The 26,291-nt window shown below is 68.3% G+C and carries 26 protein-coding genes; 8 read left to right on the top strand and 18 right to left on the bottom strand.

From position 1 onward, the window contains the following. Positions 1-272: 272 nt before the first annotated feature. Positions 273-1,475: a hypothetical protein gene (locus tag ON23_RS14550; RefSeq protein ID WP_039778782.1), complete on the top strand. Its 1,203-nt coding sequence runs from the start codon at positions 273-275 to the stop codon at positions 1,473-1,475. A gap of 184 nt (positions 1,476-1,659) precedes the next feature. After that, on the top strand, positions 1,660-2,703 hold the full coding sequence (locus tag ON23_RS14545; protein ID WP_039778789.1) for an MCE family protein: 1,044 nt from the start codon (positions 1,660-1,662) through the stop codon (positions 2,701-2,703). A gap of 57 nt (positions 2,704-2,760) precedes the next feature. Here ON23_RS14545 and ON23_RS14540 read toward each other — a convergent pair whose 3' ends face one another. Both ON23_RS14540 and ON23_RS14535 read right to left on the bottom strand, forming a co-directional pair. Further along, positions 2,761-3,024 (bottom strand): GlsB/YeaQ/YmgE family stress response membrane protein, encoded by a 264-nt coding sequence (locus tag ON23_RS14540; protein ID WP_039778781.1) that lies wholly within the window; start codon positions 3,022-3,024, stop codon positions 2,761-2,763. 122 nt (positions 3,025-3,146) lie between these two features. Further along, complete coding sequence (locus ON23_RS14535) at positions 3,147-3,737, bottom strand: HdeD family acid-resistance protein (RefSeq protein WP_039778780.1); 591 nt, start codon at positions 3,735-3,737, stop codon at positions 3,147-3,149. Between the two features lie 269 nt (positions 3,738-4,006). On the opposite strand from ON23_RS14535, the gene ON23_RS14530 reads away from it, so the two are divergent. Next, entirely contained in the window at positions 4,007-4,855 is an 849-nt protein-coding gene (locus tag ON23_RS14530) for an NAD(P)H-binding protein (RefSeq protein WP_039778779.1), read from the top strand. 119 nt (positions 4,856-4,974) lie between these two features. Next, a complete protein-coding gene (locus ON23_RS14525) occupies positions 4,975-5,838 on the top strand; it encodes an LLM class F420-dependent oxidoreductase (protein ID WP_039778777.1) in 864 nt (287 codons plus the stop codon). On the opposite strand, the gene ON23_RS14520 is transcribed toward ON23_RS14525, so the two are convergent. Next, positions 5,830-6,453, bottom strand: coding sequence for a TetR/AcrR family transcriptional regulator (locus ON23_RS14520; RefSeq protein WP_039778776.1), 624 nt, complete (start codon positions 6,451-6,453; stop codon positions 5,830-5,832). The two genes, ON23_RS14525 and ON23_RS14520, sit on opposite strands and share 9 nt — an antisense overlap. 163 nt (positions 6,454-6,616) lie before the next feature. Here ON23_RS14520 and ON23_RS14515 point away from each other — a divergent pair, with 163 nt between their 5' ends. Then, positions 6,617-7,549: a quinone oxidoreductase family protein gene (locus ON23_RS14515; protein WP_039778774.1), complete on the top strand. Its 933-nt coding sequence runs from the start codon at positions 6,617-6,619 to the stop codon at positions 7,547-7,549. Positions 7,550-7,561: 12 nt separating this feature from the next. On the opposite strand, the gene ON23_RS14510 is transcribed toward ON23_RS14515, so the two are convergent. The 12 genes from ON23_RS14510 to ON23_RS14455 form a co-directional block, all read right to left on the bottom strand. After that, on the bottom strand, positions 7,562-7,963 hold the full coding sequence (locus ON23_RS14510; protein WP_036505766.1) for a PaaI family thioesterase: 402 nt from the start codon (positions 7,961-7,963) through the stop codon (positions 7,562-7,564). After that, on the bottom strand, positions 7,960-10,104 hold the full coding sequence (locus ON23_RS14505; RefSeq protein WP_063821268.1) for an MMPL family transporter: 2,145 nt from the start codon (positions 10,102-10,104) through the stop codon (positions 7,960-7,962). Before ON23_RS14505 ends, ON23_RS14510 begins: the two co-directional genes overlap by 4 nt. Continuing rightward, entirely contained in the window at positions 10,101-11,294 is a 1,194-nt protein-coding gene (locus ON23_RS14500; RefSeq protein WP_039778773.1) for a hypothetical protein, read from the bottom strand. The genes ON23_RS14505 and ON23_RS14500 overlap by 4 nt, the downstream gene beginning before the upstream one ends. Before the next feature lie 19 nt (positions 11,295-11,313). Further along, positions 11,314-12,354 (bottom strand): NAD-dependent epimerase/dehydratase family protein, encoded by a 1,041-nt coding sequence (locus tag ON23_RS14495; protein ID WP_083903960.1) that lies wholly within the window; start codon positions 12,352-12,354, stop codon positions 11,314-11,316. Next, positions 12,351-12,644, bottom strand: coding sequence for a hypothetical protein (locus tag ON23_RS14490; RefSeq protein WP_051042693.1), 294 nt, complete (start codon positions 12,642-12,644; stop codon positions 12,351-12,353). Before ON23_RS14490 ends, ON23_RS14495 begins: the two co-directional genes overlap by 4 nt. Further along, positions 12,641-14,311 (bottom strand): fatty acid CoA ligase family protein, encoded by a 1,671-nt coding sequence (locus ON23_RS14485; RefSeq protein WP_039778772.1) that lies wholly within the window; start codon positions 14,309-14,311, stop codon positions 12,641-12,643. Before ON23_RS14485 ends, ON23_RS14490 begins: the two co-directional genes overlap by 4 nt. Then, entirely contained in the window at positions 14,308-15,213 is a 906-nt protein-coding gene (locus ON23_RS14480) for a beta-ketoacyl-[acyl-carrier-protein] synthase family protein (protein WP_039778770.1), read from the bottom strand. Before ON23_RS14480 ends, ON23_RS14485 begins: the two co-directional genes overlap by 4 nt. 10 nt (positions 15,214-15,223) lie before the next feature. Beyond that, the gene (locus tag ON23_RS14475) at positions 15,224-16,273 is read right to left on the bottom strand and encodes a 3-oxoacyl-ACP synthase III family protein (RefSeq protein ID WP_039778768.1); all 1,050 of its coding nucleotides are present in this window, start codon (positions 16,271-16,273) and stop codon (positions 15,224-15,226) included. A 329-nt stretch (positions 16,274-16,602) separates the two neighbouring features. After that, the gene (locus ON23_RS14470; RefSeq protein ID WP_039778767.1) at positions 16,603-17,352 is read right to left on the bottom strand and encodes an SDR family oxidoreductase; all 750 of its coding nucleotides are present in this window, start codon (positions 17,350-17,352) and stop codon (positions 16,603-16,605) included. A gap of 33 nt (positions 17,353-17,385) precedes the next feature. Continuing rightward, positions 17,386-18,492 (bottom strand): galactokinase, encoded by a 1,107-nt coding sequence (gene galK, locus ON23_RS14465; protein ID WP_083903958.1) that lies wholly within the window; start codon positions 18,490-18,492, stop codon positions 17,386-17,388. Beyond that, positions 18,489-19,550: a galactose-1-phosphate uridylyltransferase gene (gene galT / locus ON23_RS14460; RefSeq protein ID WP_039778783.1), complete on the bottom strand. Its 1,062-nt coding sequence runs from the start codon at positions 19,548-19,550 to the stop codon at positions 18,489-18,491. Before galT ends, galK begins: the two co-directional genes overlap by 4 nt. A gap of 156 nt (positions 19,551-19,706) precedes the next feature. After that, positions 19,707-20,111: an Rv1352/Rv1906c domain-containing protein gene (locus ON23_RS14455; protein ID WP_039778766.1), complete on the bottom strand. Its 405-nt coding sequence runs from the start codon at positions 20,109-20,111 to the stop codon at positions 19,707-19,709. A 725-nt stretch (positions 20,112-20,836) separates the two neighbouring features. On the opposite strand from ON23_RS14455, the gene ON23_RS39795 reads away from it, so the two are divergent. Beyond that, positions 20,837-22,270 (top strand): N-acetylmuramoyl-L-alanine amidase, encoded by a 1,434-nt coding sequence (locus ON23_RS39795; RefSeq protein ID WP_039778764.1) that lies wholly within the window; start codon positions 20,837-20,839, stop codon positions 22,268-22,270. A gap of 76 nt (positions 22,271-22,346) precedes the next feature. Continuing rightward, positions 22,347-23,396 carry a CobW family GTP-binding protein gene (locus ON23_RS14445; protein ID WP_039778763.1) on the top strand — a complete coding sequence of 350 codons (1,050 nt, stop codon included), beginning with the start codon at positions 22,347-22,349 and terminating at the stop codon, positions 23,394-23,396. A gap of 3 nt (positions 23,397-23,399) precedes the next feature. Here ON23_RS14445 and ON23_RS14440 read toward each other — a convergent pair whose 3' ends face one another. Continuing rightward, positions 23,400-24,311 (bottom strand): LLM class F420-dependent oxidoreductase, encoded by a 912-nt coding sequence (locus ON23_RS14440; RefSeq protein ID WP_039778762.1) that lies wholly within the window; start codon positions 24,309-24,311, stop codon positions 23,400-23,402. A gap of 87 nt (positions 24,312-24,398) precedes the next feature. Between ON23_RS14440 and ON23_RS14435 the strand changes: the two genes are divergently transcribed. Then, positions 24,399-24,857, top strand: a complete 459-nt coding sequence (locus ON23_RS14435; protein ID WP_039778761.1) for a MarR family winged helix-turn-helix transcriptional regulator — start codon at positions 24,399-24,401, stop codon at positions 24,855-24,857. Between the two features lie 10 nt (positions 24,858-24,867). On the opposite strand, the gene ON23_RS14430 is transcribed toward ON23_RS14435, so the two are convergent. Together ON23_RS14430 and moaCB are read right to left on the bottom strand one after the other, a co-directional pair. Further along, positions 24,868-25,293 carry a molybdenum cofactor biosynthesis protein MoaE gene (locus tag ON23_RS14430; protein WP_039778760.1) on the bottom strand — a complete coding sequence of 142 codons (426 nt, stop codon included), beginning with the start codon at positions 25,291-25,293 and terminating at the stop codon, positions 24,868-24,870. Beyond that, positions 25,286-26,291: bifunctional molybdenum cofactor biosynthesis protein MoaC/MoaB (gene moaCB / locus ON23_RS36870; RefSeq protein ID WP_039778759.1), on the bottom strand; the 1,006-nt coding region annotated here is incomplete at its 5' end. The genes ON23_RS14430 and moaCB, both read right to left, overlap by 8 nt.

Here is a 26,291-nt window from a genome sequence, read left to right as displayed (position 1 = left end):
CGTCGAGGAGCCGGACGAGGTGCGCCGGATGCTGGCGCGTGCCGCCGCGGCCTGAGCCCCCGCTCGCGCACCGCGAACGGGTCGAATCTCGGTGCCTCACAGCCCATTGCGACACGCCGAATCGGCGTGCCGCGCGCGACACGCCGAATAAGTCTGGCATTGGGGCTAATCCGCAGTTTCGCAGATGGCGGTTCATCGACTATGAATGGCATGTGCCGTTCCCACTTCGTGAACACTTGCCGGCCACCGTATCTCACCGGGCGGTGGTCTAGTTGACCGTCGAACACCCCGGAGAAGATGAGGTCAGGCAGCTCGCGCGACGGGTCGAGAAGGCCCGCGGGCGGCTTGCGTACCAGTTCGATCCGGCGCTGACAGAGGCCCTCTCCGAGAACGAGCTGCAGGCCGAACGTGAACTCGCGGAGAAGATCCGCGAGCAGGAACGCGAACAGCGCTGGAAAAATGTACAGGCGGCGGCATCGACGTCCGACCGCGCCAGGCAGACCTCCGAAGCGATCGCGAAGGCCGATATGCGAGATCTGTTGATGGCCCGCAAGGCAATTGCGGCGCAGAGACGAGAATCCAGCCCGCACGCCAAGGTGGCGTCGCTGTATCGGCATCGCGCCTGGTCGATGCGCGCTCTCGCGGGTGTGGTCATCGCCGGCATGCTGTGGTCGGCGGTCAACGTGCAGCACAACATCGCCCCCGGTGGTCCCACCGATCCGCTGTACTGGTTCAGCTATCTGCTCGAAGGCATGATCAGCGTCTGCCTGGTCATCATCATGATCGGCACCAACAAGGTCGCCGAATGGGGCATCCTGGAGAGCCGCCGTCAGGTCGCGCTCGCCGAACTGGCCCTGCTGGCGCTGACCGTCGGCCTCAACACCTACCCGTACCTGCGCAGCGGCGACTGGTACAACGTCGGCGTGCACGCCGTGGCGCCGGTGATGATCGGTGTGGCGCTGCTGGTGCACGACGCGGCCAGCCAGCGCTACGGCCAGGCCATCACCCAGGCCACCGATCAGATCCGCGATCTGCCCGACCCGGCCGAACAGATCCGCCGCAGCATGCCGACCTTCGTCAGCTTCATCCGGCAGTCCGCACCCGACACCCGCCCGGCCCCGATGGCCGCGCTGCCGGGCGCCGGCGACACCACCACCGAGGCGCCGGCCACCGAATCCGCGCGCACGGTGGAGACGGTCGATCCGATCGTCGAGCCGGACATCTGGACCCCGAAGAAGTCCTCGAGTCGCCGGTCCGATACCGACGCGGCGGATTCGGTCGCCGACGGCAAGGCGAGCAAGCCCCCGAAATCCGATGCCGCCGACGACGACTCGGATCCGCTGAGCGCCTACGACACCGGGCAGTTCCGCATCGCGGACAGCCTCGAGCAGGAACTCGAACAGATCCGTGCCGAGCGGAAGGCGGCCCGCGCCGCGAAGCAGCGCGCGGCCTCCAACGGCTCGATCATCGACTGATCCATACCCCGGTACGTCCCCTCGTACCGTCTGCACAACAGCCCGGCGCGACCAGCGCCGGGCTGTTGTCGTTCCCGACCGGCGTGGCATAGGTCACAACCGGGCACCTCCGGCTACAGTGCCTGCGGTCAGCGCAATCATTGCCGGCGTTTTCGGGTTTCGTGGGGAAGTTCGAGGAGGCGTGGTGAGCATCCGCAAGCAGGCGCTCGGGTTCGGCGCATTCGCCATCGTCTCGGTTCTGGTCACGGTGGTGATCTGGAATACGCTGGCGCGCACGGTACACGGCCCGACCGACCGTTATTCGGCGATCTTCAGCGATGTGCTCGGGCTGCGGCCCAACGACGACGTGCGCATCGCCGGTGTGCGGGTCGGCAAGGTCACCGCGATCGGCTTCGACGTCAACCCCCAGACCAACAAGCATCTGGCGAAGGTGACCTTCGAGGTGCAGCGCGATCAGCACCTCTACAGCGACACCAAGGCCCTGGTCCGCTATCAGAACCTGATCGGTCAGCGGTATCTCGCGCTGGCGCCCGGTACCGCGCCGGATTCGCGCCTCCTCGCGGCCGGTGGGCGGATTCCGCTGGAACGCACCGAGCCCTCGTTCGATATCTCGGCATTTCTCAACGGTTTTCAGCCGCTGTTCGAGAATCTGCTCCCGGAGCAGGTGAACGACCTGTCGACGACATTGATCCAGGCGTTGCAGGGCGACGGGGTGTCGTTGTCCACCTTCATCACCCAGGCCGCCGCACTGGCCACCGATTTCGAGCGCCGCGACGCGATCCTGAAAGACATCATCACCAACCTGTCCGGAGTGATGTCGGGCCTGGCCCGGCGCAGCGACGAACTGGAAACCCTGATCACCCAGACCCGCGCGCTGATCAGCGGCCTCTACGAACAGGGGCAGTCGCTGCTGGCCTCGACGGAGCAGATCGCCGGTGCCACCGATAGTTTGGTGGCGATGGTCTCGCAGGTGCAGCCGAAGCTGGCTCCCGCGCAGAACTCCACCCGGGACGCGCTGACACTGCTGATAAACAACGGCGCGAAATTGGATCAGGCCGCGATCGATCTGCCCGGCATCCTGTCCGATGTCGGCAAGTTCTCCGGGGACGGGACCTACGCCACCGCGTATCTGTGCTCCCTCGACATCTCGCTGTACGGAATCCTGTTTCCGCGTGGATTGTTTTCGCAGATCGGCGGGCACAACCAGTCGGCGGTCTGCCGCCCCTGACCCGAGACGGCAACGGGCCCGGCTCCGAAGCAGGAGCCGGGCCCGTTGTTCGTGCGCTCAGGCGCGACTGCGGATCGCCTTGTAGATGACCAGAATGATCACGGCACCGACGATCGCGCCGAGGAAAGTGTGCTGGACGGGCGGGTGGACGCTGAACTTGTGCGGGGCGAAGATCAGACTGCCCAGGGTCCCGCCGACGTAACCGCCGACGATGCCCAGCACGATGGTCAGAATCCAGCCGAAGTTCTCCTTACCGGGAACCAGGAGGCGAGCGATCGCACCGGCGATGAGGCCGATGATGATCATCGTGATGATACCCATGGTGAATCTCCTTGCGGGCAACCTGTAGGGGACCCGACCGTAGCAGGGGAAAGGCCCGGTTCGCAGGCGCACGACGTCGCCCCAGGCGAATTCGCGTCCGGGGCGAAGGGTGTGCCGGCCGATTACAGGTCGACCGGAGTTTTCTTGGCCACGCTGCGGACCTCGACGGCGTAGATCATCTCCATCACGCCCATGAAGATCAGCCACCAGCCGACGACCAGTGCCAGCACGGTGATCGAGTGGATGGGCCAGACCACCAGTGCGATACCACCGATCAGCAGCAGGATGCCGAAGAAGATCGACCAGCCGCGACCCGGAACCCCTTGCGGCGTCTCGGCTCCCGCGACCATGGCGGCGATCCCGCGGAACAGCCAGCTGATGCCGATCCACAGGCCCAGCAGCACCAGGGAGTTGCCGATGCTGCGGAAGGCGAAGAAGGCGAGGATGAACGACAGGATGCCGCTGATGAGGGTCAGCACCCGGTAGCCGGTGCTGACGTGCGGGCCGAAGGCGGCGACCAACTGCAGAATTCCGGAGATCAGCAGATATACGCCGAACAGAATGCCGGCCACGGCGAGCGTCGGACCGGGCCAGACGAGCACGATAATCCCGACGATCACCGACAGCAGGCCGATGACCAGCAATGATTGCCATGCGCCCCGGGCCAATTGGTGCAATGGCCCCACGTAAACTCCCTCTTTGCTGGTTGTCATGTGGGCAGGATAAGTCCAGTGGACTCGATAGCGGGCAATTAACCAGTATCGAACGAGTTACGTTGTGCGAGCGAGCGCGGCGCCGCGATGGCGAGAATTCGTGCCGGAAGGCCCCTCGATGCACGAAATCGGCGCGGCGTCCTGCGTCGGCGGGGGTTTCCGCATCGGCCGGTGTGCTGGATGGCCGGATATGCCTCCCGGGTCGGACCCTGGTCGAGCGCGGGCCGCAGTCCCGCGGTCGAGACCCTTTATCGGGAGATGGAGTGCTCATGATTCTCGTGACCGGATCCACCGGAACCGTCGGACGTGCCGTGATCGATCACCTGCTCGCCGCGGGCGAATCGGTGCGCGCCCTGACGCGTCGCCCCGATGCCGCCGCGCTGCCACCGGGAGTGGAGGTGATCGGCGGCGATCCCGGGCGGCCGGACACGTTGCCGCCGGCCCTGCGCGGGGTATCCCGGGTATTTCTCCTGTCGTCCGGACCCGACCTCGCCCGGCACGACCGCAATATCGCGATCGCGGCCGCGGAGGCAGGGGTCGAGCGCATCGTGAAGCTGTCCTCGGGTCGTGCCGGCGATACCGAGGCGACCGATCCGATCCCGGCCTGGCATCGCGCCGGTGAGCGTGCGGTTGTCGACAGTGGCCTCGCGTGGACAATCCTGCGCCCCTTGGGCTTCATGTCCAATGCTCTGCACTGGGCGCCGACGGTGCGCGAGCACGATACGGTCTACGCGCCCTACGGGCACGGGCATATCGCGGTGATCGACCCGTCGGATATCGCCGCGGTCGCCGCCGCCGCACTGGCCGAGCCGGGGCACGACGCCCGCATCCATACGCTGAGCGGGCCGCAGGCGCTGACGCCGGGGGAGCAGACCGACATTCTGTCGGAGGTTCTAAGGCGGCCGCTGCGCTACGTGTCCATCGAACCGGCGCAGGCGCATGCCGCCCTGCTCGGTGCCGGGGTCGACGAGGTGATGGCCGACGCGATCATGGCGCTGCGGGCCACCGCGCTGGATTCGTTCACCTCGGTGATCCATCCGGGCGTGCAGCAGATCACCGGCCGCCCCGCCCGCACGTTCCGGGAATGGGCCCTCGACCATCGCGCCGACTTCGAATAGTCGACGGCCGCAACGGTTTCACACCGGCCGCACCGGTCGTCGGCGGCCCCCGCGGCGGCGATGGATAGGCTGGGTGCGGGTATCGACACCTGTCCACCGCTGCGCAGAATCGAGGCGTCATGGAACTGAGTCTGCACTACTGGAACTTCTCGACTCCCGCCGATCCGGCTCGTACCGCCGGTGCCATCGCGGAGACCGCGCGGGTCGCCGAGGAGGGCGGTTTCACCGAATTCACGGTGATGGATCACTACTTCCAGATGGAACACACCGGGGTGGCCGAGGAGCCGATGCTCGAGGCCTACACGACTCTGGGCTACGTGGCCGCGCTGACCGAGCGGATGCGCCTGGCAGTGCTGGTGACCGGGGTGATGTACCGATATCCCGGTCTGCTCGCCAAGATCGTCACCACTCTGGATGTGCTGTCGGGCGGGCGAGCGCAACTCGGTATCGGCGCCTCCTGGTACGAGCGGGAGCAGCGCGGGCTGGGTGTGCCGCTGGTGCCGATGGGGGAGCGCTTCGAACGGCTCGAGGAGACGCTGCAGATCTGCCTGCAGATGTGGAGCGAGGACAACGGCCCGTATCGGGGCACGCACTATCGGCTGGACGAAACATTGTGTGTACCTGCGCCGTTGAGCCGTCCGCGGCCGCCGATCCTGATCGGTGGTGGCGGAGAGAAGAAGACCCTGCTGCTGGTCGCCCGCTACGCCGACGCGTGCAATCTGTTCGCCTCCTCGCCAGAGGATGTCGCGCACAAACTCGACGTGCTGCGCGCGCACTGCGCGGCGGAGGGTCGCGATTACGACGCGATCCGCAAGACCGCCACCTATATCGGCCCGGTCGTGAACGATCCGGACGCCTTCGTCACCGACGCCGAACGCTATGCGGCGCTGGGGATTATGCAATTCGACATCATGCCCGACCGGGATCCGGTCGAATACGCCGAACGCGCGGCGGAGCTGGTGCCGCGGCTGCGTTCACTCTGACGCGCGGCCGTACTCGCCGAAGGCCGGTTCCAGCAGATCGAAGATCCGCTCGGCCTCGGCGGTGACGGTGGCCACGACGTGGTGGCGCGAGGCGCCGGACAGTTGTAGCTGCTGAATCCGCTGGAACAGCAGTCGGCAGGCCGCCGCGAACTGGGCGGCGGCCGCCCGGCGCAGCAGGTCGTCACCGGGCAGTACCTCGGCCAGGGCCTGTTCGCGCAGCTCGTGGAGTTCGCGCACCCGCGCGGTGAGTGTCGGGCTGTCGGCGAGCATGCGGCTGAACTCCGGCCCCGAGAAGCCGAGGTCGGCGGCGTGATCCTGTGTCCCGGTACGGAATAGGCGGCGCAGCGCGTCGAGGGCCGATTCGTTCGCGGCGCGGGCGGTCACCGCCGCGGCGAGGGCGCCGACGAACTGCTCGTGATGATCCAGCGCCAGATCCTCCTTGCGGGGAAAGTAGTTGGTGACCGTCTTCTTCGCCACCCGTGCGGCCTCGGCGATCTGGGCGATCGTGGTCGCCTCGAATCCGCGCTCGATGAACAGTCTCGTCGCGGTGTCGGAGATCTCCTGGCGGGTCTGCTGCTTCTTGGTCTCCCGCAGTCCCGGGGATGCGCTGGTCATGGCAGAAGATTACCACCGACGTAAAAATCGCCTTGACGTATGTTGAGTCGGCTGCCTAATCTTACGTCGATAGTAAGAATTTGGTGCGGCGGCCCGACAACAGCTGCCGAGTCATCCGAATCAGTTCGCGGCGGCAGGCCGCCCAGGTCGAAAGGCGCTGTCGATGCGCGCAATTCAGTTCGCTCCCGCCGCGGAACGCCTCGCCGGAGCGCGGATCGTGGAGACCGAGCGTCCCGTGCCCGGCCCTGGGCACGTGCTGGTCCGCACCGAGTTGACCGGTGTGAGCGTCGGCCTGGTGCGGATGCTGCGGGCCGATGCCGAGGCGAATCCCGGCGGGGAGATGGTCGGGAACGTGGTCGCGGTGGGTCCCGGTCTCGACGAATCCTGGATCGGCACCCGGGTGGGCGGGGTGGTGTTCGCCTCGGTGTACGCCGAATACGTCTGTGCCACACCGGCGATGGTCACCGAGATCCCGGCCGGTGTGCCGGCGACCGACGCCTTGGCCCTGGTGCGTGGCGGCCTGGTCGGGATGGGAGTGGTGCGGGCCGCGAAATCCGTTGCGGGCAAATCCGTTCTGATCACCGCCGCCGCCTCCGGGGCCGGACATCTGGCGCTGCAGCTCGCCCGGGCGGCCGGAGCGACCCGCGTGGTCGCCGCAGTCGGATCGGCCGGCAAATTCGATTTCGTGCGGGAGTGCGGCGCCGATGCCGCGGTGACCTACGACCGTCCGTGGTCCGAGACCTTCGATATCGTGCTCGACGGAGTCGGCGGTGACCTGGTGCAGCGTGGGGTGGACAGCCTGGGACCACACGGCACGCTGGTCGCCTTCAGCGCCGGCGGCGGCGCGGTCGACACCTCCACGCTGCTGGGTGAACTCAAAACGGTCACCGGTTTTTCGATGGGACTGCTGTCGCGCACCGAACCCGAACTGATCGAGCGGTATCGGGCGCAGCTGTGGAAGCTGCTGGAGCGGAACGAGGTACGGCCGCGCGTGGAGGTGCGTGACTGGACCGAACTGGATGCCGTCGTCGATCTGATCGCCACCCGCCGCAGCGTGGGGCGGATGGCGATCAGCGCCGGAACCGGCATGTGCTGAGCGCGGTCGCGCTCACAACACCGCTTGCGTCTGGGTGACCTTGCCGACGAGTTTGCCGGCGTCGTCGTGGATTTCGGTCTCCACCACGATGAAACTGCGCCCCGCGTGCAGTGGCGTCGACGAGGCCACCGCGTAACCGGACCGTACCGCGCGCAGGAAATTCGTCTTCGACTCCACGGTCGTGGTGCCCTGTTTGCCCTCGGGCAGATTCAGGTACGCGCACACCGCGCCGGTGGCGTCGGCCAGCGACATCAGCACCCCGCCGTGCAGGGCGCCACCCAGCGTGCACAGGCTCTCGTCCCACGCGAGCCGGCTGCGCACCAGCTTCGGCCCGTGCTCGAGCACCTCGACGCCGAGCTTCTCGGTGAACGGCATGGTGCTGTGGAACAGCCGGGTTCCTTCGGTATCGATCATGATGTCGAGCTTGCCCGCACGCGTGCGCGAGGTCCATTACCTTCGGGGTAACGATCGCGGGCGGGCCGCATCGGCCACCAGTTCAGCGGACCCATCAATCGCACCAGTGCCGGTACCAGCAGCATCCGCACCAGGGTGGCGTCGATGGTCAGCGCCAGGATCATGCCGAGGCCGAGGAATCGCATCGGGGTCAGCGGGGACAGCGTGAAGGCGCCGGTGATGAACACCAGAAGCGTTGCGGCGGCGGTGATCACGCGTGCGGTGCGAACGGTGCCGGCGCGGACCGCGGACACGGTGTCGCATCCGGCGTGGCGGGCCTCGACCATGCGTGAGAGCAGGAAGACCTCGTAGTCGGTCGAGAGCCCGAAGACGACGGCGATGATCAGCACCATCATCCCCGCCGAGAGCGGTCCCACGCTCACGTGCAGCAGATCGGCCAGATGGCCTCGGCAGAAGATCCAGGTCAGGATGCCGAAGGTCGCCGCCAGGCTGAGGAAGGCCAGCAGTACCGCCTTGACCGGCAGCACCGCCGAGCGGAACGCCGCGCCGAGCAGGATCAGCGTGGCGAGCGCCATCGCCGCGATCATCAGCGGCATCCGGGAGGTGATGGCCGCGACGCTGTCCACAGTGGCCGCGGTCTCGCCACCGACCTGGATGTACACGCCGTCAGGAAGGTCGAGTTCCCTTATGCGCGTGATGGTTTCGGTGGCGGCGGGGGCGCGGTCGGGATCGTTCAGCGCCGCGTGCAGTACGACCGCGTCGTCCACCGTGGCGAGTCGCTGCACGTCGTGCACGCCCGGGATCGCGCCGAGCGCGCGGATCGCGGCGGCGGTGGGCCGCGAGTCGGGTGGGGCGCCGTCACCGCGCAGCAGAACGGTCGCGCCGCTGCCGGCCTCCGGGAAACGGGTGGCGAGTTCATCGACGCCGGCGCGCACGGCATTGCCCGCGGGCAGGGCCGTGTGGTCGACATCGCCGAGCCGCACACCCAGCACCGGGGTGGCGAGTACGAGCAGCAGCCCGCCGACGGTGACGGCCACGAGACCGGGCCGGCGCACCACCGCGTCGACCACCCGGCCCCACCACCGCTCGGCGCGCCGCTGTCCGCGGTCGAAGGCGTCGCGGCGCCAACTCCAGGCGCCGACGCGGTGACCGAGCAGCGCGAGCGCGGCCGGCAGGACGGTCAGCGACAGCCCCGCGGCCAGTAACACCGCCGCGATGGCCCCGAAGCCCAGCGACCGCAGCACGGCCTGCGGGAAGACGAACGTCCCGGCGAAGGCGCAGGCCAGCAGCAGCGCCGAGAATCCGACGGTGCGACCGGCGGTGGCCAGGGTGCGGGTCACCGCCTCGGAGACCGCGGCGCCCGCCGCGAGTTCCTCCCGGAATCGGGTGACCACGAACAGCCCATAGTCGATGGCCAGGCCCAGTCCCAGCAGCGAGGCCACGTTCACGGCGAACACACTCACCTCGGTGACGTGGGCGATCAGTCCGACCGCGCCCAGCGAGCCCACGACGGCGAGCACACCCACCAGCAGCGGCAGGCCGGCTGCGACCACCCCGCCGAACACCAGCACCAGAATCACCGAGGTGATCGGTAGCGAGACCGATTCGGCCAGAATCAGATCGTGCCGGGACTGGCGGTCGATCTCGTCGGCGAGTGCGCTGTAGCCGGTGAAGCGCACCGAGACGCCGGGAACGGTCAGCGCCGCGGCGATGTCGTGGTAGGCCGCGATGCGCTGATTGTCGTCGCCGGCGGCGAACACCACGGCCAGACCCTGGCGTCCGTCCGCCGACCGCAGGAGACTCTGGCGCGGTGGGACGTTGTTCCAATAGGTCTGCACCGGCTGGGCCAGTAGCGCCGGATCGATGTGGTCCACCGCCTGCTGGACGCGTGGGCCCAGTGCGGCGAGGTCCTGACCGTCGGCTGCGGTGTAGATCGCGATCACATCGGGGTTCTGCCGGCCCAGATGCGCCGTGACCACCCGGTCGACGAGCGCGGATTCGCTTCCGGGATCGGCGAATCCGGCCGCGCTCACTCGCTGCTGGACGTCGGCGCCGAACAGCCCGCACACGATCGCCACACCGATCGCCGCCAGCAGCACCAGCGTCGGGCGGGTGCCGACGAGCCGTGCCCAGCGCGTCATGCGAGAACCGAATCCCGCTGCGGCAGTTCGCTTTCCAAGGTGGCGGCGATGCGGTCCAGCAGCGCTTCGAGCCTGTTCTCGATGCCGTGGCCGTTGCGCGCGGAGACCGTCAGCTCGGTGCGGCCGCCGGCCTCCACCATCGCGAACAGCAGCGGCATCGCGACGCTGTGCTGCGGCAGCACCCGCACCGACGTGGGCGACCAGCCGGGCACCGCCAGTTCGCACAGATCGAAGCGGCCCATGTGCGAGACCGTCGCCGAGGCGAGATTGCGCCCTAAGCGGGCGCCGAGCGCGTTGGTGGTGCGCAGAATGGTGCGGCCGACGGCATGCGGCGCGTTGGCGATCGCGCTGGCGGCCAGCTGGTTGAGTTCCGTCCGTTCGCGCAGACCCGCGCGCATGCCGTCGCGCACCTGCCGCCAATCCTGGCCGGGCCGGATGTCGAGGAACAGTGGCAGCGCCAGATTCGCCGTCGACCGCAGCTGTGGGTCGTGGCGGCGCAGATCGACCGGCACCATGATCCGCTGCGTGCTGCCCGCGGCGTCGGCCAGCAGCGCCGACACTCGCGCCACCGCACCGGAACCGGTGGCCGCGATGCTGCGGTGCCGCAGCAGATGCCGGGGGCTGCCCACCTCCTGAGGGCCGTGGCCGACTGCCGAGCGGAAGCGGGGAATCATCGCGGTGGGACGTCCGGGTGCGCCGAGGCGCCGCACCAGCTCTCGGTCGGCGACCGGGTCGCGAAGCTCCTCCGGCTGTTCACCGCGCAGCGCGGCGAGGACGTTGCGGGCCCACAGCACCATGCCCATCCCGTCCATGACGCCGTGGAACACCCGGAAGATCACGGTGACCGGATCGCCGGTCAGCACCAGCACCTCGCAGGTGGTTTCCGGCGTCGGGCTGATCGCCGACGCGAGGACCGGATCCGCCTCGAGGCGGTCGTAGTGCACGACGTGACCGGGAATCTCGCGCACGGCGGGCGGAACACCGGTGTCCACCCAGTACTTGCCCTCACGCCGCAGCCGCGCGCCCGGGCAGGCGGCGGCCGCGACCGCGACCGCCCGGCGCAACCGCTCGGCGTCGAGGGCTCCGGTTCCCGGAATCGCCAGTTGCATCAGAAACGGCGGCGCCATATCCCGCATGGGAAAGTACATGCGCTCGGTGGGCGAGATCCGCCGCCGGAAGACGGTGCTCATGATCGGCTCCTGACTTGCGTTACCGCAGCTCGCGGGTGAGTTGCTCGATGCCGCCGTCGGATTCGAGCCAGGACAGGAACCGGGCCAGGCCCTGTTCGCGGTCGATGATCGGCGCGTAACCGAAATCCCGTGCCGCCGCGCCGGTGTCGTAGGTCGCGGTGCGGGTCAGCAACGCCACCACATAGCGCGACAGCGGTGGCGACCAGCGCCGTGCGATCGCCGGTACGCGCCAGACGGTGTCGATCACCGAGACAGCGGCAGCCAGCACCCGCGGATCGGGTCGCCGGCTGGGTGCCGGGTAGCCGAGCCCGCCCGCCACCTCGGCGAGAAAGGCCCACACGTCGGTCTTCTCGGCGTCGGCGACGAAATAGGCCCTGCCGCCGACCCGGTCGGAGGTGGCGGCGCCCAGGCAGGCGTGCACGATGTTGTCGACATGGCACAGCGATGCCTGAACCGAGCGGCCGAACGACAGATCGGGCAGGCGCCCCTGCGCGGTCCGGCCGAGCAGGCGCACGATCGGCCCGGAGCGGTCGCCGGCTCCCCAGATCGCGCGCGGTCGCAGCGCGCAGGTGGTGAAACCCGCGGTGTCGGCGGCCAATACGGCGCGCTCGGCGGCGGCCTTGGTCTCGGAGTACAGGTTCAGATAGTGGCGCGGATACGGCACCGATTCGTCGATGTCGATCTGATCGCCGCCGTCGCGATCCATCAGCGCGCTCGGGCTCGAGATGAACACGAACCGCGTCGCTCCCGCGGCCCGGGCGGCGCGGAGCAGGACTTCGGTGGCGCGCAGGTTCTCGGCGCGAAACTGTGCGCGGGTGCCGCGCTCGTCGACGCGGGCGGCACTGTGGAAGACGACATCGACTCCGGCGCAGGCGCTTTCGAGCGACGGCGTGTCGGTGAGGTCGCCGAAGGCGACCCGCACACCGTCGAGGCCGGGCAGATCGCCGAGGTTGCTGGTGCACCGCGCGAGCACGGTCACCTCGTGGCCACCCTCGCGTACCAGGCGGCGGACCAGCGCGCCGCCGAGGAATCCGGATGCGCCCGTGACGAGTGCCTTCACCGTTCGTCCTCCTCGAAAGATGCCGTGCCGCGCCCTGTTTCGGTACGCCACCAGGTGAGCCCGAACAGCTGCGTCATGACGGCGGTGTACAGGCGAGACCGGCCGCTGCCCCGTGCGGCGCGCAACGCGACCGGAATCTGGGCGGCGTGCACACCGATGCTGAGCACCGCGTCGATCCACCACAGGGTTCGCAGCCACCGGCGGCCGGAGTCCCGGACCGCCGCACCGGCCAGCAGAAACAACCAACCGGCAATCGGAATACTCCGCAGTGCCACAACTTTCATCGTCATGGCGCCGCCTTCGCGGTCTGCCGGGCCGCCCATATCGCGAGCTGTTCGCGCCCGATCTTGGCGTTGTGCCGGATATCGACGGGGAAGTTCGGATGGCACAGGAACTCCGAAATCTTCGTGGTCAGTTCGAATTCCGCGCCGCGCGCACGCAGCGCGGCGATCACGTCGTCACGATCGGCGCCCGCGCGCAGTTCCACACACAGCACGGGGCGCTGCGCTCCGGCCGGGCCCACCCCGACCAGCGCCGTGCGCGCCACCCCGGCGACGGCGGTGAATATCTGTTCGACCTGCACCGTGAACATCGGCCCGTCGGCGGTGCGTACCCGCTGGGATTTGCGCCCGCAGAACCAGATTCGTCCCTGCTCGTCGATCCACGCCAGGTCGCCGGTGCGATGCCAGACGGTCTCGCCGTCGACGATCTTGCCCGTGGCGTTCGCCGCGGCGGGCCAGTAATAGCGGGTGCTCACATTCGGTCCGGCCACCACCAGTTCGCCGATGCCGCCGGTGGTCGCCACCTCGCCCTCGCGAGCCCGGGCGTCGGCCCAGGTGGGCAGCGGGTCGTCGGTGATCGCCACGACGCGCGCCCGCACCCGGTCGGCGGGGCGGCCGATGCAGGTGCCCGCACCGGCGCGGGCGCGTTCGGACAGACCGTCCAGCAGTTCGCGCGATTCGATCGTCGACATCGGCAGCGCCTCGGTGGACCCGTATCCGGCGTAGACCAGCACATCCTCGTCGAGCACCGCGCGCAGTCCGGCGATACACCAGTCCGGGACCGGCGCGCCCCCGGAGTAGATACTGCGCAGCGTCGGTAGCCGGGTGCCGGTCTGTTCCAGGTGCCGCAGCAGCGGGATCAGCACGGCGGGGGAGGCGAACATGGTGCGGACCCCGAATCGGCCGATGGCGTCGGCCACGTGCGCCGGATCGGTCGAACCGACCTTGCTGGGGATCAGCGGCGGCAGGACGCACTGGGAGCCGAGCAGCAGATCCAGGATGCCGACCAGCGGCAGCGTGATCAGCGAGGTCTGCGGCGGTACCTGCCCGCGCGCGGCGTGGACCTGCTCGACCATGGCCGACAGATTGCCGTGGGTCATCGCCACGGCCTTGGCGGGTCCGGTGCTCCCGGTGGTGAAGGCGATCATCAGCAGGTCGTCGTCGGGTGCCGGCGTGCGCTCCGGCGCGAGGCCGGTCGGTCGGCGCCCCCAGCTGTCGAAGGTCGCTCCGCCCCAGAACCAGCGCCGCCCGACCGTGACGGCGACCCGCACCCCGCGGAAGTAGCGCCGGAACAGCACGCGCGCCGCGTGCGCCTGCGGAATGCCGATGAACGCCTCGGCGTCGGCCGCCCGCAGGCACCGCAGCATCCGGCGCAGCCCCATGCCCGGATCGATGACCACCGGCACGGCACCGATCTTCAACAGGCCCAGCATGATCGCGTACAGCTCCGGCCCGGGCAGCACCAGCACGATGGTGCGGGTTCCGCTGCCCACACCCGCCGCGGTGAGCCGCTCACCGATCGCGTCGGACCAGCGATCCAGGTCGGCGTAGCTCAGCCGCCGATAGTGCGGTGTGGGCGTGTGCCCGGCGGCGGCGAAATACACCGCGGTGCGATCCGGCTCGGCGGCGGCGACCACGCGGAACCGGTCGACCGCGCGCCAGTAGGTACCGCTCACGCCGCCGCACCGGCGGCGACCGGGAGGCGGTACACCGCGGCCGCCGCGGACGGTCCCGCGCCCGCCGCGACGAACAGCACGGTGTCGAAGCCGAGGAGCGAATCCTCCTCCACCGCACGGTGATAGGCCAGCGGCAGCGAGGCGGTGTGCGGATCACCGGCGGACAGGTCGGGGGTGCGGACCGCGCCGATACCGAGGGTGTCCGCCAGCAACCGCGGGAACTTCGGGGTGGGCGTCGACGCGATGAGAACCGTTGCGGCGGTGTCGATTCCGTCGGCGTCGAGGGCGCGCCGACCGGCCTCGGCCGCGATCTCGAGCAGCCGATCCTCGAATCCGGGTTCGCGTTCCACCGTCATCAGTCCGCGCCCGGCCGTACCCATCGTGGTGACGTCGACATACGACTGCACCGCGGGGGAGCCCGAACCCGCGACGGTGTGCACGCGGCCGAAGCCGACCGGCTCGTCGGTGTGCTCGAGCAGCAGCGCGGCACCGGCGGTGGCGTAGGGGAATTCGTCGTCGGCCGCCGATCGGGTCAGCGACGGATGGGTGTCCCCGGAGACGATCAGGACATGGCCGGACCCGGCGGTCTCGAGAATCGACTGGGCGACCTGAACCGCGTTGAGCACACCGGTGGCGCCGTTCATCAGGTCGAACGAGAACGAACGCGGATCGCCGAACCGGTAGTCCAGTCCGATTCCCGCCTCCTTCTGGATCAGCGCCGACACCGCCGGTTCCACGGTGTTGGAGTCGCGGAAGATACCCGCGTTGATGAGCACCCCGACCTGCTCCGGCGCCACCCCGGCGCGTTCGAGGCTGCGGCGCGCGGCGCGGCCACTGTGCTCGACGATGCTGAACGTGTCGCCGTCGCGACTGATTCCGGTGGATGTGATGGCAACGCCCATGACCAGTACCTCAGACCTTCAGAGACGAAATCGTGGTGGACAGGAAGCCGCCGACCACACCGGAGGCGGCCGGAACCATCAGCAGTTTCGAGCCGGCCGGGATCTCACCGCGGCTCAGATGGTCGTGCAGCACGATGAAATGCGAAGTGCTGGAGGTGTTCCCGTATTCGGCCAGCACATTGAGGTCGGGCGGCATCGGGGCGCCGAATTCCCGTTCGGCGATGGCGTTCATGTAGGGGATCGCGGCCGCGCCGAACTGATGGTGGACGACGAAGTCGAAGTTCTCCTCGGCGAATGTGGTGCCGCGCTTCTCGTAGAACATGCGCTGGCTGTCTGTCCACAGCAGGAACCGCGCCTCGTTGTGCATCTTGCGGTTGTCGGTGTAGAGCGCGACGCCCTGGGATTTGTCACTGGGCATGCCCAGGCACAGGTGGGAGAACTCCGAGGCGGTGACCAGCTCGATGTAGTCGATACGGTCGGCCTCGACGACGGAACGGTCGAGCACCACCGCGGCCGCGGAATCTCCCACGGTGAGCGACGCGAATTGCAGATCGTATTTGTCGGAAATTTCGCGCACCGCGGTATCGGCGATCGGAGTAATGGCCTCGCCGCTCACCACGATGCCGTTGCGCACCATTCCGGATCGAATCATCCGATCCAGAATGTAGGTTCCGCTGAGCATTCCGGCACAGGCATTGGAAAGGTCGAAGGTGATCGCGTTGTTCGCGCCGATCCGTTGTGCCAGAGCCGAAGCGAACGACGGCTCCATATATATTTTGTCGGCGTCCTTGCTGCGGGTGATGGAGGTGGAGATGACCGCCTCGATCTCCGAACCGGAGTACTGTGACCTGGACAAACACTCGTCCAGCGCCTTACCGGCCAGGACGAACGAATCCTCGTAGGATTCCGGGCGGGTGTCGTGAACGCGGCGTTCGCGTACACCTGTGATCTTTTCGAGATCGAAGGCGGGCGGTACGGCGAGGCGTGATATCAATTCCTCGGTGGTGACCCTTTTTTCGGGTAGATATGCGCCGATCGCTTCGAAACGAGAATGCGGCACGCCGCCTCCTGAATTGACATGACGAATGCTTGCGGAATTTGTTCGGGACGTGATGCTACCCGAGAGTAACTAGCGCATTCTTGATCCGCATCTCGACGCCTCGGCGCGGTGCGGGCGCAGCCGATGTGTTTGTGACAGCAAGTCGCAGCAAGTAGTAACTACTCGGCTATCGATCGACATCGCCTCGACGACGGCACTCAGCGGAGTGGATGCGTAACTCGGGCAGCCCGCTAACTCGCGGAGTGTCGGATTATTGGTGAAACTTCACATCGGCCGGGGCCATCGATTGTGAGAGACTTCACCGACCGTGGGACCGCGGTGACCCCGGTTCAGCCGAGCCGTGCCATGACCGCGCGCGGCAGCCGCGGCAGCACGAGGTTCAGTGCGCGCCAAGGCCATTGCGGCACACAGGCGCGCACCGGCTCGGCCTCGATGGCGGCGACCATGGCGGCCACACCGCGCTCGAGCGGAGCGATCAGCCGGGCGTCGTCGGCGCGCGCGGACATCTCGGTGGCGATGAAGCCCGGCTGCACGGTGGTCACCGCGATCGGGCTGCGGCGCAGTTCGATCGCCAAACCCTCACCGAGCGCGGACAATCCGGCCTTGCTCGCCGAATACGCGGCCTTCTTCCCGGGCAGTCCGCGCACCGCGCTCATCGACGAGATCAGCACCAGATGTCCGGTGCGCTGTTCGCGGAAGATCTGCAGTGCGGCCTCGGCCTGGGCGAGCGCGCTCACGAAATTCGTTGTGGCAGTGGCGATATTCGCATCCGCCCGGCCGGTGCCCAGGGCCGCGCCCTTGCCCAGTCCGGCGTTGACGATCACCCGATCGAGTCCGCCGAATTCGTCGCGGAATTCCCCGAATACGCGGGGGACCGCCTCGTGATCGTCCACATCGAGCGTCCGCAGCGAAACCCGGATATCGGGATGGGCCGCCAGCAATTCGTCCCGCAGTGAGCGCAGGTTCTCCATGCGGCGCGCGCACAACGCGAGATCGCGTCCGCGCGCGGCGAACTGCCGGGCCATTTCGGCCCCCAGGCCCGCACTCGCACCGGTGATGAGAATTCTGCGCCTGGTCATGGCAACCCACCCTAGTGCGGGCCGGCCGCGTGATCAGGAAATCCGGCGGGCCCCGGCGGCGGGTACAGCGACGAAGAATCGCGGGGGTGAGAAACCGTCGTCGCGAAATCGCCGCCGGATGGCGGCCGCGATCGAATCGGTGCGGTCGATATCGGTCACGGCGATGATGCTGCCGCCGAATCCGCCGCCGACCATGCGCGCACCGTGGGCGCCGGCGTCGAGCGCGGCCGCCACCGCCGCATCCAGTTCCGGCGTCGAAACCTCGAAATCGTCGCGCAGCGAGGCGTGGGCGCTGGTCAGCAGCGGCCCGATCGCGCGCGGATCGCACCCGTCGCGCAGCAGTCCGACGACGGTCAGCACCCGGGCGTTCTCGGTGACGACGTGGCGTGCGCGCCGCCGCAGCACCGGATCCGCCAGTCGCTCGGCTGCCGCCGGATCGGTGACGGCCCGCAGCGAATCGACGCCCAGGGCGTGCGCGGCCTGCTCGCATTCGCGCCGGCGCCGCCCGTATCCGCCGTCGGCCAGCCGGTGCGGGGTGTCGGTATCGGCCACCAGCAATTGCAGTCCGGCCGCGGCGAGATCGAAGGGAACCTGCGCGGAGTCGCCGGTGGCGAAGTCCAGGAACAGGGCGTGCCCCGCTGTGCAGAGCAGCGAGGCGGACTGGTCCAGGGTCCCGGTCGCGGCGCCGACGTACGAGTTCTCCGCGGCCCGCCCGATGTCGATCAGCTCCGCACTGTCGGCGTCGATCCCGAAAAGATCGCGAATCGCCAGTGCGACAGCGCATTCCAGCGCGGCCGAGGACGACAGTCCGGCGCCCACCGGCACCGCCCCGTCGATCTCCAGCACCACCCCGGACAGTTCGTGCCCGCGGCGCAGGTATTCGTGCACCACGCCCAGCGGATAGCGGGCCCAGCCGGTGACGGCGGATTCGGCGAGTCCGTCGAGCGATTCGCGGACCTGCCCGGCATGCTGTTTCGAACTCACCCGCACCGCGCCGTCCGTGGTGACCTCGGCGGCGCAGGTCACGACCTGGGGCAGCGCGATCGGCAGGGCGTACCCGTCGTTGTAGTCGGTGTGCTCGCCGATGATGTTGACCCGGCCGGGCGCCACCCATACCCCGCGTCCGGGCGTCGCGCTCACCGCATCTCCCGCAATTCGGCGGCCACCGTCTCGGGAGTGGTGTCACTGATGAACACGTTCATCCCCGATTCCGAACCGGCCAGATACTTCAATTTGTGCGCTGTTCGCCGGATCGAGAACAGCTGCAGGTGCAGCCACCAATCATCGCCGGGTACACCGGATTTCGGTGCCTGGTTCCACGCCGCGACATAGGGCATGGGGGTGTCGAACCGGCGCGCGAAGCGTTGCTGTACGTCCAGGTAGAGATGTGCGAAACCGTCGCGCTGGGCATCGTCGAGATCGGGGATGTCGGCCACCCGGCGGTGCGGATAGAGCTGAACCTCGTAGGGCCAGCGGGCGAACGGCGGAACGAAGGCGGTCCACTCCTCGTTCGCCGCGACCACCCGGATACCGGCGGCCCGCTCGGCGCCCAGCAGATCGCCGAACACATTGCTGCCGTGCGCCTTTCGGTGGCGGGCCGCGTTGGCGACCATCGTCGCGGTGCGCGGGGCAGGGAAGGGGTAGGCGTAGATCTGGCCGTGCGGATGCGACAGCGTGACGCCGATCTCCTCGCCGTGATTCTCGAAGCAGAACACCTGGGCCACGCCGTCGAGTTCTCCGAGTTCGGCACTGCGCTGGGCCCACGCGTCCACCACCAGCCGTGCCCGGCCCGGATCGAGCTGGGCGAACGAACTGGCGTGGTCGCTGGTGAAGCACACCACCTCACAGCGGCCGAACCCGTTGCGCAGCAACGTCTCCGGTGATCCTTCGACATGGTCGGGAAGTTCGGCGCGGCCGGTCGACAGCGACGGAAAGCGATTCTCGAACACCACCACCTGGTAGTCGGCCTCGGGAATTTCGGTGGGATGGCCGGGGCGCGACGGGCACAGCGGACACAGATCAGCCGGTGGCAGGAAGGTCCGGCTCTGGCGGTGCGAGGCGATCACCACCCACTCGCCCAGCAGAGGATCGAAACGTGCCTGGGAATGCGTGCTGGTCCGGGGCAGGTCCCGGGTATCGGTGGCGGTGCGCGGTACCGGCTCGCGGTCGAAATAGATGATCTCGCGGCCGTCGGCCAGCGACCGACGACTCACCACCGGACTCGGCCGCGCCATCGCATCCCTCCGCTCGATCCACCGGATCTCAGGCGGGACAGTAACACCGCGGCCGCGGCAGGCGGCGGGTGCCGGATCCGGCGCGGCGCATCCGATCGGACGAACCGCGCCGGATCGGCCTCAGTACTCGCTGCCGAACAACCCTCCCGGCCCGTAGGAACCGGTCGGCGGCGGCGCCGGCATCAATACCCAGCCGCCGCAGTTGGCCGAGGCGAAGGCGACATCGGACGATTTGATCAGCACCCGCACCGGAGTGGTGTGGGTGCGGTCGCTGGCGACGATGGCGGCGTTCGGGTCCGGCGGATCACCGGGTTCGGGAATCTTCCACAGACGCTCCCAGGAGCAGTCGTGCGCCGGGTCTGCCGGCCCCGCGGACTGATAGATACCGGGCGCGATATCGACACCGACCCGGTACATCCCGTCCCCGGGAATGGTCGTCGCCGGATCGGCGGCCGCGGTGCCTGATCCGAGCATCGTCACCGCGGCCGCGACGGTCCCGGCGATCACAAACGTGCGTCCACGCACGGCGGTCCTCCTCGATCTCGCAGACGGCCGTCGACTATCGGGCGGCCGGAGAAGATCCCCGCATCTTCCGGGGCCTTGGTCTATCAGAATTCCGATAGGCGCGGACCGGATCGATGAAATATCTGGAGATTCGACAACGCCCGGCGAGCGGCGGGCAGAGGGCCCGGAAATGCCGTCGCTGAACGTCCCCGCGGGATCCCCTCGCGCCCACGGGGACGGCACCCCCGTGCGGTTCGACCGCCGAGGTGCGAGATGGGAACGTACTGCAGCGTCGACGGCGAGTGCAACACAACGGTATTTCAGAATTAAATTACTCTGGCGAATCATCTGGATTCAGCATTCCGGCTTTTTCGCTCGCGGGCCTGGATATCGGCGGATTTCGCGGAATCGAACGGCGGCAGCGACATTCGGGCAATGATGCGCATTCGGTCGGGTCCCGCCCGGATGTGGTCAGCGACACAAACCTGCCGGTTGTTCCGTCACGCCGGCGGGCGAGGCCGCGGCGAGATAGCTCTGTAATATCCGTTTCTCGACGGAATGGACGTCGGATTCGCCGTATGACCGGCGTGTCTGCGGAAATGACGCGTCACAACTGCTCCAATGGGGGTAACGGTTCAGTAACTGAGCTTGCGTATGTGATGCTGCCGTTGCAACAGTGAACCACTGGGTTTGATGTTACTAGTGGGAAGGGAGGGGTGTGCCCGTCCCGGGTGCGCCGTCCGAACATGAACCATCCACGCATCATCAAGACCGGAGTCAGGCTCGCCGTCGCCGCGGTCACCACGGCCGGTGTGCTGGCGCCCGCCGCCGCTCTCGCCGCGCCGGCCGCGCCCGCAGATCCCGATATGTCGACCAGATTGGCGGGTAAGACGGTATTTCTGGACCCCGGCCATCAGGGCACCAACCACTCCGAAGACCTCAATCGTCAAGTGAACGACGGGCGCGGCGGCACCAAGGAGTGCCAGACCACGGGCATGACCAGCCGCGGCGGCGTGCCCGAGCACACCATCAACTGGAATGTGGCGCAGCTGGTCCGGCAGTCCCTCGAGGCGCTCGGCGCGCATGTCGTGATGAGTCGCCAGGACGACACCGGCTGGGGCGGATGTGTCGACGAACGCGCGGCGGCCGCCAACAGCTCCGGCGCCGCGGTGGCCGTCAGCATCCACGCCGACGGCGCACCGGAACAGGATCACGGATTCCATCTGATCGTGCCGCAGTTGCCGGTCCCGGACGCCAAGGCGAATCAGGCGCAATCCGGTCCCGGCCAGGTCGCCACGAACGCCGTGCGCGACGCCTACAAACAGGCCGGATTCACGCCCGCGAATTACGCCGGCGCGGTCGACGGTCTGCAGACCCGGTCCGATATCGCGGGTCCGGCGCTGACCGAGGTGCCCGATGTCTTCATCGAAATGGGCAACGGCGCGAATGTCGACGACGCGAAAATGCTCGAGTCGCCCGACGGGCAGCTCAAACACGCCATCGCGATCACGACCGGGCTGGTGAGTTATCTGATCGGAGTGGCCCCGGGTAGTACGTCGCCGGCCGCATCGCCGGCCGACAGTCCCGCCGGCGCGCCGCAGGCCGGTGCGTCGGAGAGCACCACGGCGCCGACCACCACCCCGCAGAGCCCGGCACCGCAGACTGCCGCGCCGGAGAGTGCGTCCCCGCAGGGATCGACGACGCAGAATCCGGATGCCCAGAATTCCGGCACCCAGAATTCGGGCGCTCAGAATTCAAGCGCTCAGAATTCGGTTGCACCGCAGCAGAATTCGGCCACCGACGCCTTGCGTGGCGCGCCGAATTCCGGCACCACGCAGTCCGCACCGGCGTCCACCTCGCCGTCGGCGCCGGCCACGACGCAACCGGGTTCGAATCCGGCAGGCGCTCCGGCCGGCACGTATCACACGGCGCCGGGGACCTATTCGACCACCGATCCGGGCACGTCCGGGGCCTCGCCGCAGACCTCGACCGCACCCGGAACCAGCGGCACCCAGAAGACGCCGCAATCCGGTTCCGCCGCCGGTAATCTCGCCACCACCGCGATGCGGTTGTTGCTGCCGCTGGCGAAATCGCTCGGTCTGGGCGACGGCGCACTCGATTCTGAACTGGTGAATCTCGCCTACACCCTGGTCTCCACCCTCCTGGGGCCGAGCAAGTAATCGGTCCCGTTCGTGCCCGCCCCTCCGCACGAAGGGGCGGGCACGACCTCGTCCGGGCCTGGGTAAGCTCGGCCGAATGGATCGGCGCATACCTGTTCTGGTGGTCGCGGGATTTCTCGGAGCCGGTAAGACCACGCTGCTGAACCATCTGCTGCGGCGACGCGAGGCCCGGATCGGGGTCGTGGTCAACGACTTCGGCGCGGTGAACATCGACGCGATGCTGGTCGCGGGCCAGGTGGACGCCATGGTCTCGCTGGGCAACGGCTGTGTGTGCTGCGCGGTGGACGTGAGCGAACTCGACGACATGTTCGCCCGGCTCGCCGAGCCGCGCCACGGCATCGACGTGATCGTGGTGGAGGCCAGCGGTCTCGCCGAACCCCGCAATCTGATCCGCATGGTCATCGGCAGTGACAATCCGCGGATTCGCTACGGCGGACTGATCGAGGTGGTGGATGCCGAGCATTTCGACGACAGCCGCGCCCGCCATCCGGAACTGGCGAAGCATCTACGCCTGGCCGATCTGATCGTACTGAACAAGGCCGACCGGGTATCGGCCGCGCGGTTGGATGCCTTGCGCGCCGAAATCGAGCAGATCGCCGCGGGGGCGCCGGTTTACGCCACCGCGCACGGCCGCATCGATCCGCCGTTGCTGTTCGATGTGCCCGAACGCGGCGAATCAACGGTGGCCCGCCAGTTGTCGTTCGACGAACTGCTCGACGATCACGACCACGAGGTGCCCGGCCACCACCATCTGCACGACGGCTACGACAGCGTATCCTTCACCACCGCAACGGATCTCGACCCGCGCCGCCTGGTGGGTTTCCTGGAGGATCCGCCGCCCGGGTTGTTCCGCGCCAAGGGCGCTACCGCCTTCAGCGTGCGTGGTGAGGGCCGAAAGTTCCTGCTGCACATGGTCGGCCGGCATGTGATCTTCGAGCCGGCGGCGTGGTCGCGCGGTGAAGCTCGCGAAACCCGCTTGGTGCTCATCGGATCCGGACTCGATCCGGAATCCGCGACCGCCCGGCTGCACGCCACCGCCCACACCGGACCGGAACCGCTGGACGAACAGGCGTTGCTGCCGGTGTGGCGGTATGTGCCGAGGGACGACACGGATCGGAGCGCGTGAAATTCAGAGCGCGTGAATATCGGGCGCTATCTCGATGAGGCGTTCCAGGCGCGGTGGGGTCCAGGGTCCGTCCGGTCCGAGGATCACGTGGTCGATACCCGTGGCCGCCAGAGTTTTCAGATGCTCCAGGACCGGTCCGTGACCCGCGTCGATATCCAGGGCCGTGGTGACGGTCTTCTCGATCGTGGAATAGTCGCGGCCGATCTCGTCGCACCGGCGCCGCAGCACCGTGAGTTTGTGGGCGAGATTGTCCGCGTAGCCGGTACCGGGGAGGTCGAAGAGATTGCAGGCGTCGGCATATCGCGCCACCAGCGGCAGGGTTTTGCGTTCGCCACTGCCGCCGATCAGGATCGGTGGATGCGGGCGCTGGATCGAATTCGGTGAGTTGAGCGGCCGCGCCAGCTCGTAATGGTTGCCCCGATAGGGCGTCTCGTCCTCGCTCCACATGCGGTGTGCGATCTGCAGGAGTTCCTCCAGCTGTTCGAAGCGTCGCGGCAGGCGTGGGAACGGAATGCCCAGGCCCTCGGCCTCGAATGTGGTGCGTGGCCCCATCGGTTCCGGATCGAAGGGCGCACCGGCACCGACGCCGAAGATCAGGCGGCCGCCGCTGAGTACGTCGAGGGTGGTCGCGGATTTGATCAGCACGCCGGGGTGGCGATACGGCACCGCCGTGACCAGGGTGCCGAGCCGGATGCGGTCGGTGATTCCGGCGAGAAATCCCAGCGCGGCATACGCCTCGAGCATCGGCGACTCCGGCGGATGGCCGCTGATGCCGATCTGGAAGAAGTGGTCCATTACCCAGAGGCTGTCGATTCCCGACGCGTCGGCAGCCTGCGCGAGTTCCGTGACCGCGGAGCCGATGCCGCTGCCCGGGACTGGCCAGGAGAAGTCGGTGAGTGCGATGCCGATTTTCACGTATGTCGTCCGTTCAAAGTTATTAGCCGGGCAACGACTATAACGTGAGTCGGCTAACGAAAACAATACCTCTACGCTGAACACACCATGACCGACGACGACTTCCAGACCGCGTTCTGGTCCACCAAACACGCCCTCGCCGTGGCGGCGGCCGCCGCCTACGCCCGGCACGGGGTCTACGAGGGCCAGCAGTTCATCCTGCGACAGCTGTGGCAGGAAGACGGTCTGACGCCCGGTCAGGTGGCCAAACGACTCGGCCTGGCGACGCCCACCGTCACCCGCGCGACCACCCGGATGGAAGCGGCCGGACTGATCCGGCGCGAACCGCATCCCACCGACCGCCGACTGGTCCGCCTGCACCTGACCGCGCGCGGGCGCGATCTGGAGCACGAGATCGAAGCCGAGAGTGCGCGGCTGACCGAACGGGCGCTGACATCGTTCAGTTCCGCCGAACGCGCCGCGCTGTTCCGTGCACTGCGCCGCATCGAAGCGAATCTCACCGAGTCCGCGCCCGCCGAGGCGAACCCCCGCGGGGAAGCGCGCTGACTCCGCCGGCCTAGCCGCAGGCGTTGACCCACTCGGACATGCCGTCGGCGAACAGCTGGCGCTTCCAGATCGGCACCTCGTGCTTGATGCGGTCGACCAATTCCGCGCACGTCTCGAAGGCCTCGCGGCGGTGCGGTGCGGCGACCGCCACCGTGATGGCCAGATCGCCGACGGTCAGCGCGCCCACCCGGTGCACCGCCGCGACCGGCAGCCCGGCGGACTTCCCGACCTCGGCGCACACCCGGGTCAGGAACTTCTCCGCCTCGGGGTGGGCCGAATACTCCAGGGCCGAAACCGCTTGTCCGCCATCGTGATCGCGGACCTTGCCGGTGAAGACCACGACCGCGCCGTGTTCGGGTCCGGTGACCGCGCGCTCGACCTCCTCGGGCTGCAACGGCTGATCGCTGATGCGGGTGAGAAGCGTGTACTCACTCATGGCGGCCTCCTCCGGCGACCTGGGCCAGCAGATGATCCAGCAACGGTTCCAGGACCGCGATCCCGTCGCGGACCCCACCCGGCGAACCGGGCAGATTCACGACCACCGTAGTGCCGGACAGGCCGGCGACGCCACGGCTCAACGCGGCCAACGGAAATGCGGCCGTGCCGCGCTGGCGGATCAGCTCGGCCACGCCCGGCAATTCCCGATCCAGCACCGCCAGTGTCGCTTCCGGAGTGGCATCGGAGGGCGAGGCGCCGGTGCCGCCGGTGGTGATCACCAGCCCCGGCGAGCCGTCCAGTGCGTCGCGCAGGCCGGCTTCGATCTCGGCATCGGCGTAGACGAGCGGTCCACGTACCGAGAACCCCAGTCCCGCAAGCCAATCCGTCAACACCGGACCGGTCTTGTCGACCCGCGTGCCGGCGGCGACGCCGGTCGAGGCGACGACCACGACCGCGGTCCGGGAACCCTCGCCGGCGGGTGTCGCATCGCTGTGGCGCGGGTCGGCGGGGGAGTGCGCGCCCCGGGGCGATTCCGTGTGATGGCGAACCGGCCGGTCCTCGGTCGCCGCTCGGTGTCCTGTGTCCGCCGTGAGCGCGGCCTGCGGCTGCGGAGAAGTTCCGGCGCCCCGACGGTCAGCGGCGTGATCGGTGTGTGCGCGGTCGCTCGGACCGTCCACGACCGACTGCCGGCGTGCGGGCGAATCGACCGATATCGCAGCATCTTCGGTTCGGTCCCTATCCGGTCGCTCCCAATGACCGCGTTTACCACCGTCTTTCGTCAGCAGGCGCACGCCGTCCAGGACGGCCGCCGGATCCACCGCCTTCACCATGTCGTGCAGCGTGAGTCCGGCGATGGCGACCGCTGTGAGCGCCTCCATCTCGACGCCGGTGGGGCCCTTCGTCTTCGCGCGCGCTTCGATCGTGATCGCGGACTCCGCGAAACCGAAGCGCACATCCACCGACGACAGCGCCAGCTGATGACACAGCGGAATCAGC

The sequence above is a fragment of the Nocardia cerradoensis NBRC 101014 genome (assembly GCF_000308535.1).
Lineage (GTDB): Bacteria > Actinomycetota > Actinomycetes > Mycobacteriales > Mycobacteriaceae > Nocardia > Nocardia cerradoensis.
The sequence above is the reverse complement of the archived record's forward strand: the minus strand, read 5'-3'. Positions and strand labels throughout refer to the sequence as shown.